At 73.8% G+C, this 14,352-nt stretch carries 13 protein-coding genes; 8 read left to right on the top strand and 5 right to left on the bottom strand.

Annotation, left to right across the window (positions count from 1 at the left end):
• The gene (locus tag ACH4PU_RS33980) at nucleotides 1–828 is read right to left on the bottom strand and encodes a PhzF family phenazine biosynthesis protein (protein WP_398281092.1); all 828 of its coding nucleotides are present in this window, start codon (nucleotides 826–828) and stop codon (nucleotides 1–3) included.
• A gap of 178 nt (nucleotides 829–1,006) precedes the next feature.
• Here ACH4PU_RS33980 and ACH4PU_RS33975 point away from each other — a divergent pair, with 178 nt between their 5' ends.
• Nucleotides 1,007–1,408, top strand: a complete 402-nt coding sequence (locus ACH4PU_RS33975; protein WP_398281089.1) for a hypothetical protein — start codon at nucleotides 1,007–1,009, stop codon at nucleotides 1,406–1,408.
• Here ACH4PU_RS33975 and ACH4PU_RS33970 read toward each other — a convergent pair.
• The gene (locus ACH4PU_RS33970) at nucleotides 1,389–2,738 is read right to left on the bottom strand and encodes an LGFP repeat-containing protein (RefSeq protein ID WP_398281086.1); all 1,350 of its coding nucleotides are present in this window, start codon (nucleotides 2,736–2,738) and stop codon (nucleotides 1,389–1,391) included. The genes ACH4PU_RS33975 and ACH4PU_RS33970 overlap by 20 nt on opposite strands.
• Before the next feature lie 338 nt (nucleotides 2,739–3,076).
• On the opposite strand from ACH4PU_RS33970, the gene ACH4PU_RS33965 reads away from it, so the two are divergent.
• The 4 genes from ACH4PU_RS33965 to ACH4PU_RS33950 all read left to right on the top strand — a co-directional run bounded on the left by ACH4PU_RS33965 (nucleotide 3,077) and on the right by ACH4PU_RS33950 (nucleotide 6,824).
• Nucleotides 3,077–3,685 (top strand): PadR family transcriptional regulator, encoded by a 609-nt coding sequence (locus tag ACH4PU_RS33965; RefSeq protein ID WP_398281083.1) that lies wholly within the window; start codon nucleotides 3,077–3,079, stop codon nucleotides 3,683–3,685.
• Between the two features lie 145 nt (nucleotides 3,686–3,830).
• A complete protein-coding gene (locus ACH4PU_RS33960) occupies nucleotides 3,831–4,373 on the top strand; it encodes a Clp protease N-terminal domain-containing protein (RefSeq protein WP_398281080.1) in 543 nt (180 codons plus the stop codon).
• 12 nt (nucleotides 4,374–4,385) lie between these two features.
• Nucleotides 4,386–5,477, top strand: coding sequence for an EamA family transporter (locus ACH4PU_RS33955; RefSeq protein WP_398281077.1), 1,092 nt, complete (start codon nucleotides 4,386–4,388; stop codon nucleotides 5,475–5,477).
• Between the two features lie 219 nt (nucleotides 5,478–5,696).
• Entirely contained in the window at nucleotides 5,697–6,824 is a 1,128-nt protein-coding gene (locus tag ACH4PU_RS33950) for a DMT family transporter (RefSeq protein WP_398281074.1), read from the top strand.
• On the opposite strand, the gene ACH4PU_RS33945 is transcribed toward ACH4PU_RS33950, so the two are convergent.
• Entirely contained in the window at nucleotides 6,811–7,521 is a 711-nt protein-coding gene (locus ACH4PU_RS33945) for a pyridoxamine 5'-phosphate oxidase family protein (protein ID WP_398281071.1), read from the bottom strand. The genes ACH4PU_RS33950 and ACH4PU_RS33945 overlap by 14 nt on opposite strands.
• A gap of 35 nt (nucleotides 7,522–7,556) precedes the next feature.
• Here ACH4PU_RS33945 and ACH4PU_RS33940 point away from each other — a divergent pair, with 35 nt between their 5' ends.
• Nucleotides 7,557–8,888 carry an aminotransferase class I/II-fold pyridoxal phosphate-dependent enzyme gene (locus tag ACH4PU_RS33940; protein ID WP_398281069.1) on the top strand — a complete coding sequence of 444 codons (1,332 nt, stop codon included), beginning with the start codon at nucleotides 7,557–7,559 and terminating at the stop codon, nucleotides 8,886–8,888.
• A 531-nt stretch (nucleotides 8,889–9,419) separates the two neighbouring features.
• On the opposite strand, the gene ACH4PU_RS33935 is transcribed toward ACH4PU_RS33940, so the two are convergent.
• Nucleotides 9,420–10,442: a DMT family transporter gene (locus ACH4PU_RS33935; protein ID WP_398281066.1), complete on the bottom strand. Its 1,023-nt coding sequence runs from the start codon at nucleotides 10,440–10,442 to the stop codon at nucleotides 9,420–9,422.
• Between the two features lie 74 nt (nucleotides 10,443–10,516).
• Here ACH4PU_RS33935 and ACH4PU_RS33930 point away from each other — a divergent pair, with 74 nt between their 5' ends.
• Together ACH4PU_RS33930 and ACH4PU_RS33925 are read left to right on the top strand one after the other, a co-directional pair.
• A complete protein-coding gene (locus ACH4PU_RS33930) occupies nucleotides 10,517–11,461 on the top strand; it encodes a LysR family transcriptional regulator (protein ID WP_398281063.1) in 945 nt (314 codons plus the stop codon).
• A 33-nt stretch (nucleotides 11,462–11,494) separates the two neighbouring features.
• A complete protein-coding gene (locus ACH4PU_RS33925) occupies nucleotides 11,495–12,607 on the top strand; it encodes a DUF6183 family protein (RefSeq protein WP_398281061.1) in 1,113 nt (370 codons plus the stop codon).
• A gap of 26 nt (nucleotides 12,608–12,633) precedes the next feature.
• Here ACH4PU_RS33925 and ACH4PU_RS33920 read toward each other — a convergent pair whose 3' ends face one another.
• Nucleotides 12,634–13,131 (bottom strand): hypothetical protein, encoded by a 498-nt coding sequence (locus ACH4PU_RS33920; RefSeq protein WP_398281058.1) that lies wholly within the window; start codon nucleotides 13,129–13,131, stop codon nucleotides 12,634–12,636.
• Between the last annotated feature and the right edge of the window lie 1,221 nt (nucleotides 13,132–14,352).

Here is a 14,352-nt window from a genome sequence, read left to right as displayed (position 1 = left end):
TCAGACCAGGAACTCGCCGTCGATCACCGTCACCGCGCGGCCCGTCAGCAGCGTGCGCTCGCCGCGCAGCGCGGTGCGGACCCGTCCCCGCCGGGCGCCGCCCTGCAGGCCCGTCAGCTCGGTGCGGCCGAGGCGGGCCGCCCAGAAGGGGGCCAGCGCGGTGTGCGCGCTGCCGGTGACCGGGTCCTCGTCGATGCCCACGTTGGGGAAGAAGCCGCGGGAGACGAAGTCGTAGCCGAGGGCGGGGTCGGCGGCCGGCGCGGTGACGATGATCCCCCGGCGGGACCGGCCCGCCAGCGCGCGCCAGTCGGGGGTCAGGGCGTGCACGGTCCGCTCGTCGGACAGCTCGACGAGCAGGTCGCCGATGTGGTCGCTGGTGCCGTGCACGCTCAGCGGTGCGGCGCCGAGCGCCTCGGCCAGCCCGTCGGGGACGGCCAGCGGGGTGAGCGAGGACGTCGGGAAGTCCAGCGTCAGGGACCCGTCGTCGTGCGCCGTCGTGGTGAGCACACCGCAGCGGGCGGCGAAGCGCACGGTTCCGGTGGCGGCTCCGGTGGTGTGCAGGACGTGGGCGGCGGCCAGGGTGGCGTGGCCGCACATGTCGACCTCGGTGGACGGGGTGAACCAGCGCAGCGCCCAGTCCGCTTCTCCCTCGTCCCGCTCGCCCGTGCCGTCCAGCGGCCGGGCGAACGCCGTTTCGGAGAGGTTGACCTCGGCGGCGACGGCCTGGAGCCGGTCGTCGTCGGGGAAGGGGCCGTCGAAGAGCATGACGCCGGCCGGGTTGCCGGCGAAGGGGCGGTCGGTGAACGCGTCGACGATTCGGATTCGCATGGCAGGACCGTAGGACGCGGGGACGGTTCCCGACACGGCCAATCGCCGGGAGGTGGCCTTGTTCGGCCCGGTGGGGTACGGGCCGGGGCCCGGAGGACGGCCGCCGCGCGGTCTCCCGCCGCTGGGGGCACGAGCCGAAGTTCGCGACGCACGGCGGCCGGGCGTCCCGCTCGACGCGGTGCGGGGCGCGACGCCCGCCGTGGGCATGGGCGTCGTCGCCGACCAGCCCGGCAACGCCGCCGCGTTCGCCCGGCGCGGCCTCGGCCGCGCGCTGGAACTCCCGGCGTCGCGCGAGGAGATCGCCGCCGCCGTGGTGGCCGTCCTCGGCGACCCTTCCCAGGCCGCCGCCATGACCGCCGCGGGCGCCGCGCCGGCGGATCTGCTCCCGCTCGACAGCGGCGCTGCCCGACAGCGCGTGACGTGCGGGGCCCCCGCCCGGCCCCTCCGCGGCGCCGGGAGCGGCGCCACTTCGCCAGGGCGTCCATCGTGCCGTCGGACCGAGCAGGAGAGTCGGACGGAGACGGAGAAGACCGGACGGGCCGGCCCTCCCGCGGCGGTGGTCAGGTGCAGGTCATGTTGACGGGTGCGTGGTCCGGGTCGTTCCGGTGGCACAGGTGCTGCCCGGCCTTCAGGTCCGTGATGGAGCCCTGCCACACGGCGCCCTGCCACAGAGCCTGCGGGGAACCGGAGTTCTCCAGCAGACGCGGGTAGCGCAGGACCTCCCAGGACGGGTACTTGTCCTTGTTCGTGTCGACGTCGAAGCCGGTGAAGTTCTTGTTCTTGTCGTCGTAGCCGTGCGGGTGGATGTGGAAGGTCGCGTTGATCCGGCCGAGATCCGCGTACTTCGAGCCCGGGGCGTCCACGAACGAGTTGACCGCCGACACGTCCACCCGGATGCCGCCGTCACCGTAGGGCTCCGCCCAGTACTCGTTCCGCGGGGTCCGGTCGTCCTGGACGACCTTGGCGTGCTCGGTACGCGCCAGAGGCTTGGCGTTGCGGCACGTCAGGTCCCCGACACAGGACCGGTCGACATAGATCCCGACCTGGCCCGTGGCGGTGTCCCAGGCGATGGCCACCTTGGAGCTCGCCTCGGGTTCGGTGCTCCACAGGCGGTGGTTGCCCAGGGAGTGGTTGACCGGGTCGCCGTCGTCGCCGATGTAGCCGCGCACCACGACGATGCCCCGGTCGGGGCCCTTGGGCAGCAGTGTGGCGCTCTCCTTCAGATCACCCGGGGCCGGGCCGCCCTGGAAGAAGTGGGCGTTGGTGCGGGGGATCAGCGGGTTCGCGGTCTCGTTCGGCGACCACCGGATGGGGCCGTGCTCGAACATCTGGGTGACGCCCTCCTGCTGGAGTTCGTCGGTGACGGGGTAGCCGTACACCCCGCCTTCCCAGCCCGCCTGTCCCCAGCGCTGTCCGATGAGGCCCCAGACGGGGTGGACGCCGTTGGAGCGGGTGGGATGCCAGTAGAGCGAGCCGCCCTGGAAGACCTGACGCTTCCCGGCGCCGTCGGGGAGGGAGAGTTCGTCGCTGGTGGGGTAGCCGAGGGAGCCCTTCTCCCAGCCCATGGCGGCCCACTTGTCGCGGATGAGGCCCCAGATGACGTGGGCGTCGGTGGAGGGGCTCCAGTAGACCGAGCCGCCGTCGAAGACGCTGAACCGGCCCACCCCGTCGGGAGCGGTCTGTTCGTCGGTCCGCGGGCAGCCGAGCGTGTCGCGGTACTCCCGGTACTTTTCCAGGATGCGGCCCTGGACCGTGTGGCCGCAGATCCGTTCCGGGTCCGTCCCGGCGGCGGAGGCCGTCGCCGGGAAGAGGGCGGAGCCGGCGAGGAGGGCGGTGAGCAGGAGCGGAATTCTCGCTCCCCGTCCGCGGGCTCGTCCGCGGGGCGTCGAGTGTTCTCCGGTGATGTTCACCCGAGCGATTTTCGTGCCCATGTCAACGGTCGGACAGTGTCCGAAGAGCCAAGGGATCGGTGGGTCCGCGGCGGAAGTGCACAGGCGGGCCCGGCCGGGAGAGCCGCCGGGGATCCCCCGGGTGCCTGTCTGACTGGCCCTCTTGGACGCGAAACCGCAGTTCAGGGCGGTGCCTGCGGATGGCCGGCCAGCCGGGAAACGGTATGGCCACTATCGGTCGATGCCGCCTCGCGGGGAACTCGAGCAGTCCGGGCGCGGTCGGGGCGGGGTCTTGCCCTACACGCGTTACCGATATATCGTCGAAGCATCGCGAACGATCGATGAACTGGAGGAACGATATGCGGTACTCCCATGGTCACGAGCACCCCGGCTTCGGTCGGCGTGGTGATGGCGGGCATGGCGAACGGGGCGAGCGCGGGCGGCGGGCCTTCGGGCCGTTCGGACCGTTCGGGCCGCCCTTCGGCGGGCCCCCGTTCGGCGGGCGGGGGCGTGGTGGTCCGGGCGGCCGGGCGCGGCGCGGTGATGTGCGGGCGTCGATCCTGGCGCTGCTCAAGGACCGGCCGATGCACGGTTACGAGATGATCCGCGAGATCGCGGAGCGCAGCGGCGGCGCGTGGCGGCCCAGCCCCGGGTCGGTGTACCCCACCTTGCAACTGCTTGAGGACGAGGGGCTGATCAGCAGTGCGAGCGAGGGCGGCAAGAAGCTGTTCGCGCTCACCGAGGACGGCCGCGCGGAGGCCGACGCGGGCTCCCCGGCCCCCTGGGAGCAGGTCGCCGGGGGCGCAGACCGCGAGACCGCGCAGGAGGTCAGGCAGGCCGGCTTCGCGCTGATGGAGGCGTTCGGGCAGGTCTGGCGCACCGGCAGCGCGGAGCAGCGGGAGCAGGCGCTCGCCGTCGTCAACGAGACGCGCCGCAAGCTCTACCTGATCCTCGCCGAGGGCGACTGACGCGTCGTCGGTCCCCTGGGGGACACCGCCCGTGCGTCTCCTCCTCAAGGAGGAGCGCGCGGGCGTCCGCGCCCAACCGGAGGGGGACGCGCGAATGATTCCGCCCGGGGATGCCTCCAGCGCCCCGGACTGATGGGGTGGGAGGGTGCAAAGCCGTATACCTGACATCGGCGGGGCGGACGAGGTGCCGCTGAGCACGGAGGTGGCGGCGGCGGTCGCCGGCGCCCGCCGGCGCGCCCTGCGCGACGGTGACCGGCAGATCGACACCGCCCACCTGCTGCACTCCCTGCTGGAGGCCGACCCCGAGACCCGGCTCGCGCTGCCCGGCGGCCCGGACCGGGTCGTACGGCTGCTCGGCTACCTCGTGCAGCGCAGCATCGGCTACGGCCTGCGCTGGCGCGGCTCGGTCGAGGACTCCCGGGCGCTGCCGCTGCTGCCGGAGGGCAGGGTTCCCGGTTGGTCGCCCGCCGCGGCCATCGCCATGGGCGAGGCGTACGCGCGGGCCGCCACCCGCGGTCCGGGCCCGGTCGAGGGGCTCGACCTGCTGGCCGCGCTCGCCCTCGACCCCCGCTGCCGGGCCGTTGAGGTGCTGGAACGCGCCGGGATCGAGGCGGAGGGGCTGTGTGTCCGCCCGGCCGCCGGCCGATGGGTCAGGAGCCACACCGGTGACGGTCCTGTCGGAGCCTGACATGATGCGTCGATGCGGAAGGAACTGCGGTCCGGCCTGCTGCCCGGTGTGTTGTCCGGTGTGTTGTCGGGTGGAAGGGGGACGGGGCTTGCCCTCGCCCTCGTCTCCGCGCTCGCGTTCGGCGGCTCGGGGGTCGCGGCCAAGCCGCTGATCGAGGCGGGGCTCGACCCGCTCCACGTCGTCTGGCTGCGGTCCGCCGGCGCGGCCCTGGTACTGCTGCCCGTCGCGTGGCGGCACCGCGCCTTGGTGACGCGCCGTCCCGCGCTGCTCGCGGGTTTCGGTCTGCTGGCCGTCGCGGGCGTGCAGGCCTGCTACTTCGCGGCCATCTCACGGATCCCGGTCGGTGTCGCCCTGCTCGTCGAGTACCTGGCCCCCGCCCTGGTGCTGGGCTGGGTGCGGTTCGTCCGGCGGCGGGCGGTGTCGCGGGCCGCGGCGGCCGGCGTGGTGCTGGCGGTCGGCGGGCTGGCCTGTGTGGTCGAGGTGTGGTCCGGGCTGCGGTTCGACGCCCTGGGACTGCTGCTCGCCCTTGGCGGGGCCGTCTGCCAGGTCGGCTACTTCGTCCTGTCCGATCACGGGGGCGGCGACGCCGAGGCCGCCGACCCCGTCGGCGTCATCGCCTACGGCTTCCTCTTCGGCGCCCTCCTCCTCACCGCGGTGGCGCGGCCCTGGAGCATGAACGCGCACGTGCTCGCCGGGAGCGCGGAACTGCGCGGCGGGGACGTCCCGGCCGTCGTCCTGCTGGCCTGGCTGGTGCTGGTCGCCACCGTGGCCGCCTACCTCACCGGGGTGGTGTCGGTGCGGCTGCTGTCCCCGCAGGTGGCGGGGGTCGTGGCCTGCCTGGAGGCGGTGGTCGCCACCGTGCTCGCCTGGGTGCTGCTGGGCGAGCGGCTGTCCCTCCCGCAGCTCGTGGGCGGCGCGGTCGTGCTGCTCGGGGCCTTCGTCGCGCAGCGCTCGGCGCCGCTGGAGGGCGGGGTGCGGGGTGGCGGGGGTGACCGGCCGGACGGGCTCCGGGACAGCCTCGGGGACGGTGTTCCGGGTGGCCTTCGGGAGGCGGAAGGCGGGCCCGGCGGGAGGGAGTTGTCCGGCGACGCGCCGCGGTCCTAGGATGTGATCATGCCTACGAGTGCTGTTCTTCCGCCTCCCGCCGCTTAGCGCGGGCGGCCCTTCTTCCCCCCACCCGATCACCTGTGATCCGTTCCCTGGGGGTTTCCCGGACCTCTTCCGGGTGACCGGCCCGGTGCGCGATGACGCGCGCCCGGGTGCCGGCCGCTGCCCGCGTTCGAAGACCACGCGACCTTTCACGTCTTCAGCGGGAGAACAGTCATGTCCGACACCTCCGTGTCGTCTTCCCTTCCCACCGCCCTTCCTTCGGACCTTCCTTCCGTGCGCCCCGACGGCCCGCGGATCCCGTCCGCCGGGCGCGGCCTGCTCTACGTCACCTTCACCGCCCTCACCTGGGGGACCACCGGGGCGACCGCGACCCTGGCGATCGACAGCAGCGGCCTCGACCCCGTCGCGCTCACCTTCTGGCGCTGCGCCGGCGGTTTCGCGCTGCTGCTGGCCGTACGGTTCCTGGTGCCCTCGCGGCGCGCGGCCGGGCGTCCGCGGCCGGCCGGGCCGCGGCGGGGCAGGGTGGCGGCCGCCCTGGTCAACGGGGTCGGGCTCACCGTGTTCAACGCGGCCTTCTTCGCGGCGGTGGACGCCACGGGCACGGCGGTCGGCACCGTCGTCACCCTGGGGGCCGCACCCGTGCTGGCGGCGCTCGGCGGCCGGCTGCTGATGGGCGAACGGCTCGGCGCGGGCGGCCGGTTCGCCGTCGCCGGGGCCCTCGCCGGCCTGGCCGTGCTGGTGCTTGGCGGCGGCTCGGCCACCGTACGGCCGGCCGGGGTGGCGCTGGCGCTGCTGTCGGCGGCCGGGTACGCGCTGTTCGCCGTCCACGCCCGGCACCTCGGCCGGGCGGGCCGGGCGACGGACCCCTTCACCACCACCCTCACCTCGTTCGGCGTCTGCACCGTGCTCCTGCTGCCGTTCGCGCTGGCGGGCGAGGTGCTGCCGAGCGCCCAGGGGCTGGGGCGCACGCTGTTGCTGATGGGCTATCTGGTGACCGTGCCGACGGCGCTGGCCTACGCGCTGTTCTTCACCGGGCTGCAGGCGGTGCGCGCCACCACGGCCACCGTGATCACCCTGCTGGAACCGGTCACCGCCGCGGTCATCGCCGTGACGGTGCTGGGGGAGCGGGTGACGGCCGCGACCGTCCTGGGCACGGTGGTGCTGATGGCCGCGGTGGCGGGGCTGGCCCTGGTGGAGACGCGCGGGGCGGGGCGAACCGCCCGGTCCGCGACGGCCGTTCCGGCCGGTGGGCCGGCCGGTAAGTCGGCCGGCGGTCCGGCCGGCGGTCTGGTCGGAGGTCCGGAGGCCGGCGCGACCGCCGGGCCGGTCAGCGGGGCGTGAGGTAGCCGGGCAGCGGGACGCCGGGGGCGAGGTCGTCCGCCGGGACCGGCGTCCCGCGCACGGTGGTCACGGGGACGACACCCGTCCAGTACGGCAGGTCGAGGTCCTCCGGATCGTCCCCGGGGCCGCCGGTGCGGACCTTGGCGGAGACCTCCGCCAGGTCGACGCGTAGCACCGCCGTGGCGGCCAGTTCCTTGGGCGACCCCGGCCGGGAGTCCGCCGCCCGGCCGGGCACCGCCTGGTCCACCAGGGCGTCGAGCGCGGCCGCCAGCTCCTCCGGGTCGGTCACGCGGCGGGCGGTGCCGTGGACCACGACGCAGCGGTAGTTGACGGAGTGGTTGAAGGCGCTGCGGGCCAGCACCAGGCCGTCGACGTGGGTGACGGTGACGCAGACGGGTATGCCCTCGGCGGCCTCCCCGGCGGCACGCAGCGGGGCGGAGCCGGTGGAGCCGTGCACGTACAGCCGCTCGCCGACGCGTCCGTAGAGCGTCGGCAGGACGACCGGCGCGCCGTCGCGGACGAAACCGAGGTGGCACAGGTAGCCGTCGTCGAGGATGGCGTGGACCAGTTCGCGGTCGTAGGAGGCGCGGTCGCGGTAACGGGTGGGCGTGGTGCGGGCGGTGGGCTCGTACGTTCCGCCGCCGCCGGAGGAGGACGGAGGCGGGGACGGGGTCGAGGCCGGGGCCGGGGAAGACATTGCGGACTCCATTGCACTAGTGCATAATCGAGTTTGTGCTAGGAGAGTATCGGATCACGGGCCGCCGCGCAGCGGAGATCTCGGAGAGTGTGGAACGTGCCGTCGGTGACGGCCGCCTCCCTCCGGGCGAACTGCTGCCGCCGCTGCGGGAGTTGGCCGTCGAGCTGGGCGTCAACCACAACACGGTGGCGTCCGCCTACCGGATCCTGCGCGACCGGGGGGTGATCGAGACGGCCGGCCGGCGCGGGAGCCGGGTGCGGCCCCGTCCGGCCAGCACGCCCCGCGAGCTCATCGCGGTGGAGGTGCCGGACGGGGTGCGTGACGCGGCGACGGGCAATCCCGATCCCGCGCTGCTGCCGCCGCTCGGCGCCGCGCTCGCCGCGGCGGCCGAACGGTCGGCCCGGACGCCGGTGCTCTACGGCGAACCGCCGGTCGGCACCGAGCTGGAGCGGATGGCGCGCGCCGCCTTCGACGCGGACGGCGTGCCCGACGGGCCGGTCGCGGTGGTCTCCGGCGCCCTCGACGGGTTGGAACGGGTGCTGGCGGCCCATCTGCGCCCGGGCGACGCCGTCGCGGTCGAGGACCCGGGCTGGGGCAGCCTCCTCGATCTCGTCCCCGCCCTCGGCCTGCGGCCCGTCCCCGTCGCGGTGGACGACGACGGGCCGGAGCCGGAGGCGGTCGCCCGCGCCCTGGAGGGCGGCGCCCGGGCCCTGGTCGTCACCGGCCGCGCGCAGAACCCCACCGGCGCGCTCGTCGACGCGGACCGCGCCCGGGAGCTGCGGTCCGTCCTCGCCGCCCACCCCGGCGTGCTGCTCGTCGAGGACGACCACGGGCACGGCATCGTCGCCGCGCCCGCGCACCCCCTCGGCGGGATCACCGAGCACTGGGCCTTCGTCCGCTCCGTCGCCAAGGCGTACGGCCCCGACCTGCGGCTCGCCGTGCTCACCGGCGACGCCGTGACCGTGGACCGGGTGCGCGGGCGGCAGCGCCTCGGGCCCGGCTGGGTGAGCCACGTCCTGCAGGACGCGGTGCTCCACCTGTGGCGGACGGGGGCCGTCGACCCGGTCGCGACGGCCGCCGCGTACGGCCGCCGGCGCGACGCGCTCGTCCGCGCCCTGTGGGAGCGGGGGCTGGCGGCGCGCGGACGCAGCGGGATGAACGTCTGGCTGCCGGTGCCGGACGAGACGGGCGCCGTGGCCCGGCTGATGCGCGCCGGCTACGCGGTGGCGCCCGGCGCCCGCTTCCGGCTCGCCTCGCCGCCCGGGGTGCGGATCACGGTGTCCGCCCTGGGGCCGGAGGATATCGAGCCGGTCACGGACGCGCTGGCGGCCGCTACCGGACCGGCCGCGGCGGGGCGTTACGGCTGAGAGGGCTGAGAGGGGAGGGGAGAGTCGGGATGTGAGGGCTACGGGGGCGTCGACGCTCGGTCGGGCCGCAGCATGGTGCGGGCGAGTTCGCGCGGCACTGTGGCCGGGCCGGCCCGGCCCGGCCGGCGCCGGCAGCAGGGCGCGTCGGCAGCCGCACCGTACGGCGTCGGCGCCGCAGTGGAGGCGGCGCGCGAGCCGTCACCGTCGCGCGCATCGCCCGGCGCCGCTATGTGTCATCGCGGTCCCGCGCGGCTGTTGAGGTGCCTGTGAGTGTCCGCGCGTACGCCCCTGGGCGCGGCGGACGCGCCCGGCTGCCACCGTCGCGCCATCGCCCGGTGCCACTACGTATCGCGCGGTCTCGTGCAGCTGTTGAGGTGCTGCGGGCGTCCGCGTCGTATGCCCCTATGCCGGCACTGCTACGTGTCGTCGCGTCCCGCGCGGCTGTTTGGGTGCCTGCGGGTGTCCGCGCCGTACGCCCCTGGCGCGCGGCGGCGCGCGCGAGCCGCCGCCGCGTTCCGGCCGGTCGACCCGCTATGTGTCGTCGCGGTCCCGCGCGGCTGCCGAGGTGCTGCGGGCGTTCCCGGTCCGCGAGGTGCCCCGGGCCTGGGTCAAGGCCGCGCCTGCCAGGACGATCAGGGCGCCGACCGGTGTGTTCCAGGTCAGGTCCTCGCCGAGCAGCGCGGCCCCGGCGGCCGTCGCGACGACGGGGATGAAGTAGGTGCTCAACGCCGCCGTGGTCGGGCCTACTTCGGCCACCAGCCCGTACTGGACGAGCATGGCGATCCCGGTCCCCAGCGCCCCGAGCGCGGCGATCGCCAGCAGTGACACCGGGTGGAAGGCGGACGGCAGGGGCGCGGCCAGCGGGGCGACGACGGCGAGCTGCGCCGTGCCGACCAGCAGCTGGCCGGTGGACAGGGACAGGTGCGAGTCGCCCGTGCTCGACAGCGTGCGCCGCACGTAGATCCAGCCGATCGCGTAACTGGCCGAAGCCGTCAGCGCCATGACGGTGCCCCACGGGTCCTGTCCGGAGAAGCCGTTCCAGGCGCCGAGCACCACGAGCACGCCCGCGAAGCCGAGGAGCAGCCCCGCGAACCGGCGCCGGGTCGGACGGTCCTCCGACAGCGCGACCAGGGAGAACACCATGCCCCACAAGGGTGTGGTGGCGTTGCAGATGCCCGCCAGGGAGGAGGGGATGCGCAGCTCGGAGTAGGCGAACAGGGAGAAGGGCAGCACGTTGAGGAGGAACGCCGCCACCGTCAGGTGCGCCCAGGTCCGCGCCGAGCGGGGCAGCCGCTCCCGCTTGACGAGCAGGGCCGCGGCGAGCACCGCCGTACCGAACAGCATGCGGCCCAGGGAGACGAAGAGCGGGGCGTACCCGTCGGTTCCCAGCCGGATGAACAGGAAGCTGAAGCCCCAGACGAGGGCCAGCGCGCCGAACCGGACGCGCCAGTCGACGGCGGAGAGTGCGGAGGCACGAGAGGGGGAGGAGGGGACGGCCGGGGTGGCCGAGACGGCTGGGACGGCCGTGGGGGGACGTGGGGTGACGGTGCTCATGCGGCTCAAGATGTCCGACCGGACCTCTTAGAACAAGCAAATTATCGTACGCGCATTCACGTAGCATCGCTGAGATGTTGAACCTGGAGCGTTTGCGTACCCTGGACGCCGTCGCCCGGTACGGATCCGTCAGCGCCGCCGCCGCGGAACTGCAGGTGACGACCTCCGCCGTCTCCCAGCAACTGGCCAAGCTGGAGCGCGAGACCGGCGAGCGGCTGCTGGCCCGGCAGGGCCGCGGCATCCGCCTCACCGACGCCGGCCGGCTGCTCGCCGCCCACGCGGAGCGCATCCTGTCGCAGGTCGCCCTCGCCCGGTCGGACCTGGAGGCGCAGCGGGGCCGGGCCGTCGGCCGGCTGCTGCTCGGCGCCTTCCCCACCGCCGTCCGCGGAGTGCTCCCAGCCGTCCTGACCAGGCTCCGCGCCGACCACCCCCAACTCACGGTCACCACCGAGGAGATGCGCCCCGAGGAGGCCGTGCGGCGGATCGAACGCGGCGACCTCGACGTCGCGGTCGTCCTCGACTGGACCAACCGGCCGATGCCCCTGCCCGCCGGACTGTCCAGGGCCATGGTCCTGGACGACCCCGTGGACGTCGCCGTGCCCGCCGCGCACCCGCTCGCCGACCGCCCGGACGTCCTCCTGGAGGACTTCGCCGACGACGAGTGGGTCTCCTGGCCCCAGGGCGAGTTCTGCCACGACTGGCTGCTGGGCACCCTGCGCGCCCAGGGCATCGAGCCCCGCATCGCGCACATGGCCGACGAGCACCACACCCAGCTCGTCCTCGTCGCCGCCGGCCTCGGCGTCGTCGTCTCCCCACGCCTGGGCCGCGGCCCGCTCCCCGCCGGGGTGCGCATGGTGCCGGTGCGGGAGGCGATGTGCCGTCATGTGTTCGCGGTCTGGCGCGCCGACGCGGGCGCGCGGCCGTCCGTCCGTGCCACGGTCGACGCGCTGCGCGCGGCCGGGCGTGAGCTCGCCCCCGCCTCATGCCCGCCGGCGGATCACTCTGACGGATCATGGTGACGGACGGAATCCCGCGCGCGATGAGGACGGACCATGGATGCGGCAGAGATCGACGAGTTGCCGTGGGACGCGGCCGTGACCTGGGGCCAGGCACGTGACGTGGAGCGGCTCACCGCGTTCGGCGAAGCTCTGGCGCGAGAACGCGGAGGAGCGCACAAACGTCTCCGTGACCTCGACCACCGCCTCGCGCTGGTCCTGCGGGTCCTGGCGCTGACGCCGGGCCGGCGGTTCGTCGAGCAACTGCTGCACATCTGCCGCACGGCCCAGGCCACGGGCGCCGGCACGCCGTCCGGACCACGGTTCCTGGCCTCCCTGCTCGCCGAGGCCCAGAGCGTGGACGACCTGGAGCCCGTCCTGAGCGATGAAGGGCCACACCGCCCGTACGACGAACTGCGCACCTGCCTGTTCCATGAACTGCTGTTGCGCGGCGTGAAGACCGACGAGATCCACCGGGTGGCGGGCAGCAGGCCCTTCGGCCACCCCGGGACCGGCCTGGCCTGGCTCCCGGACACGCTCGCGGAGATGGAACGCGGCGCCGTGTTCCCCAGCCGTCACTACAACGGCGGCGTGGGATCAGGGTTTCCGGATCTGTCCTCGCCCGTTCCCCTCGACGCCGCCGCACGCCGCGCCGGAGCCGGGCACCCCGTGACCGTCGCCACCACCCCGCGGCTCGCCGACCTGATCACAGGGCCTCCGGAACAGGGCAACTGGGGCGCTCACGACGTCGGGGTCTTCACCACCGAACGGCCCGTCACGCCGGAGGCGTTCTCCGGGGTCGTCGCCTCACTGCCGATGGACTGCCTGGAGGGCCTGGGCGAGGACGACCGCTTCGTCTTCGCCCCCTGCACCCTCAAGGAGGTCTGGCACATGCTGTACGAGACCGCCTCCCACACCGCGATGTACGGCCCGGGGGCCCTGGGCGCCTACGGCCGCCTGTCCGCCTGGTGGTCGCTCGCCGGACTGGCCGGCGCACGCCCCGAAGACGGGCCGGCGGAGGTCGAGCGGCAGGCGGCGGCCTGCGCCTGGCTCCGCTTCGAGGCCGACTCCGAGTGGTTCCACAACGAGATAGGCAACGACTACGGCATCGCGGCACTGTCCCCCGACGGCCGCCGGATCGCCGTGCTGGCCGCCACCGACACCGACTGAGCGAGTGGCCGTGGAGCGGCGGTCGGTCACGGGTGTGCCGTGGGGCGCCACGTCCCCTTGGCGGACTCCTCGGGCTCATACGGGCCGGAGGGTTCGGCGGACGTCCACTCGTCGGCCCGGGCCGCTTCGACGAACTCCTGGTGCTGCGGGCAGGAGTACCGCAGGACCCGCCAGCGCGCGGCGTTGAAACCGGCGTGGCCGCTCCACCCGGCGACGGCCTGGCACAGGTGGATCCAACCGAAGTGGATCTCCTGCCGGAGCACGTGTTCCGCCACGGGGTACTCGTGCCGGTGCTCGACGTCCCGCCACGCGTTGACGTAGTCGCGGAGCTGCAGGCCGTCCATGGCGACGAGCCGGGAGAACCCGACGGCGGCCGCGTGCTCGTCGCTGCCTTCGGGGTGACGGCCGGCCACCTCCTCCAGCCGCCGGCCGAGAAACTCCGTCAGCGCGATGACGTCCGCCTCGGTCAGGTCGTCCGTGTACAGCAGAGCCTCGCCGGGCACGGTGTCGACGTCCTGAGCCATGGTTGTCCCCTCCATCGTGGGTCCGTCACGGGCGTCGGCGACGACGCCCCGCCATGTGGTCGCCGCCGCGGCATCCGCGGCCTGCCCAGCGCATCCTGCCACTGCCGGCCGGGCCGTGTGCCCGATCGTGGAGGGAGGGTCCGGACCGGGACCACGCCGCTCCCCACCGCCGGTCACGCTCGGTTACTATGCTCACTTCATACCGGAAGCCGGCGCCCGAGGTTGTCGCGGCGGTTGCCCGGAGCGCCCGTCGGGAGAGGGTCATGTGGTGCGAGCCGAGAGAGCTGCGAGGCCTGGGGTGATGCTGCCCGAGGTCACCGCCACCCGCTACGTCACGCCCCTGCGGGAGGGCGGGTCGCTACCCGGGATCGTCGAGGCCGACGATCTCGGGACGTACGTCGTCAAGTTGTCCACGTGGTGTCGCTGACCAGCGTCGATGCGGCTACACCAGTCTCTGACCTGCGGGGGCGAGTCTTTCAGCGTCTTTCAGTATGGTGCTGCGTTACGTGGCCGACTCTCCCCAGGTGCTCCCCAGCGCTGTTGATACTCCCCAGATTCTCTCCAGGATGTATCGGCAGCGGGCTGTGATGGTATGGAGATCAGCCCACCGGAGGCGCTGTTTGGGGCATGCTGGGTGACTGCCGTGTACGGGCAAGGCATATGGCTGCCGTTGTGTTGGCCGTTGTTCAAGGGGGGGCTGCCGTTTGCTCTGAGCCATGACGGTCCCACCTGCCACAGGTCGTAAAGACCGTCCGAGGTCGTCTGTCCAGTCCGGATTGGGAGCGTAAGGCCAGGTCAGAGCCTCATTGCGCGGGCGAGTCCACACGGGCTGTGAGATCTGTGTGAGAGCTCGTGACACGACGAAGCCCCACCGGAACACTCCGGTGGGGCTTCTGTGTGCGGCGGGCTACGACGGTGCGCAGCATCCGGCGCGGGCGTCGCTGTACTCCGGCTCTCCGCTCTCGAGCACCCGAAGCAGTGATGCGGTGACGACGCGTGTCGTACGGCCGATGCGTATGACGCGGCACGGGAACTCCCCTCGGCGGACCAAGTCGTAGCCCTTCGCTCGCGAGAACCCGAAGGCCCTGGAGGCGTCCTCTACGCTTCCTGTTCCGCTCCAGGTGGCGCGGATGTGCGTAGGGCTGTACTGGGGACCCAGCAGCTCGTCAATCGGCTTGAGCATTGTGAACTATCCAGTTCCTTCGAAAATTGCGCTGCTTG

This window comes from Streptomyces sp. NPDC021100 (genome assembly GCF_044333095.1).
Taxonomy (GTDB): Bacteria; Actinomycetota; Actinomycetes; order Streptomycetales; family Streptomycetaceae; genus Streptomyces.
Note: the sequence above shows the minus strand (reverse complement) of the source record. Positions and strands in the feature narration are given on the sequence as shown.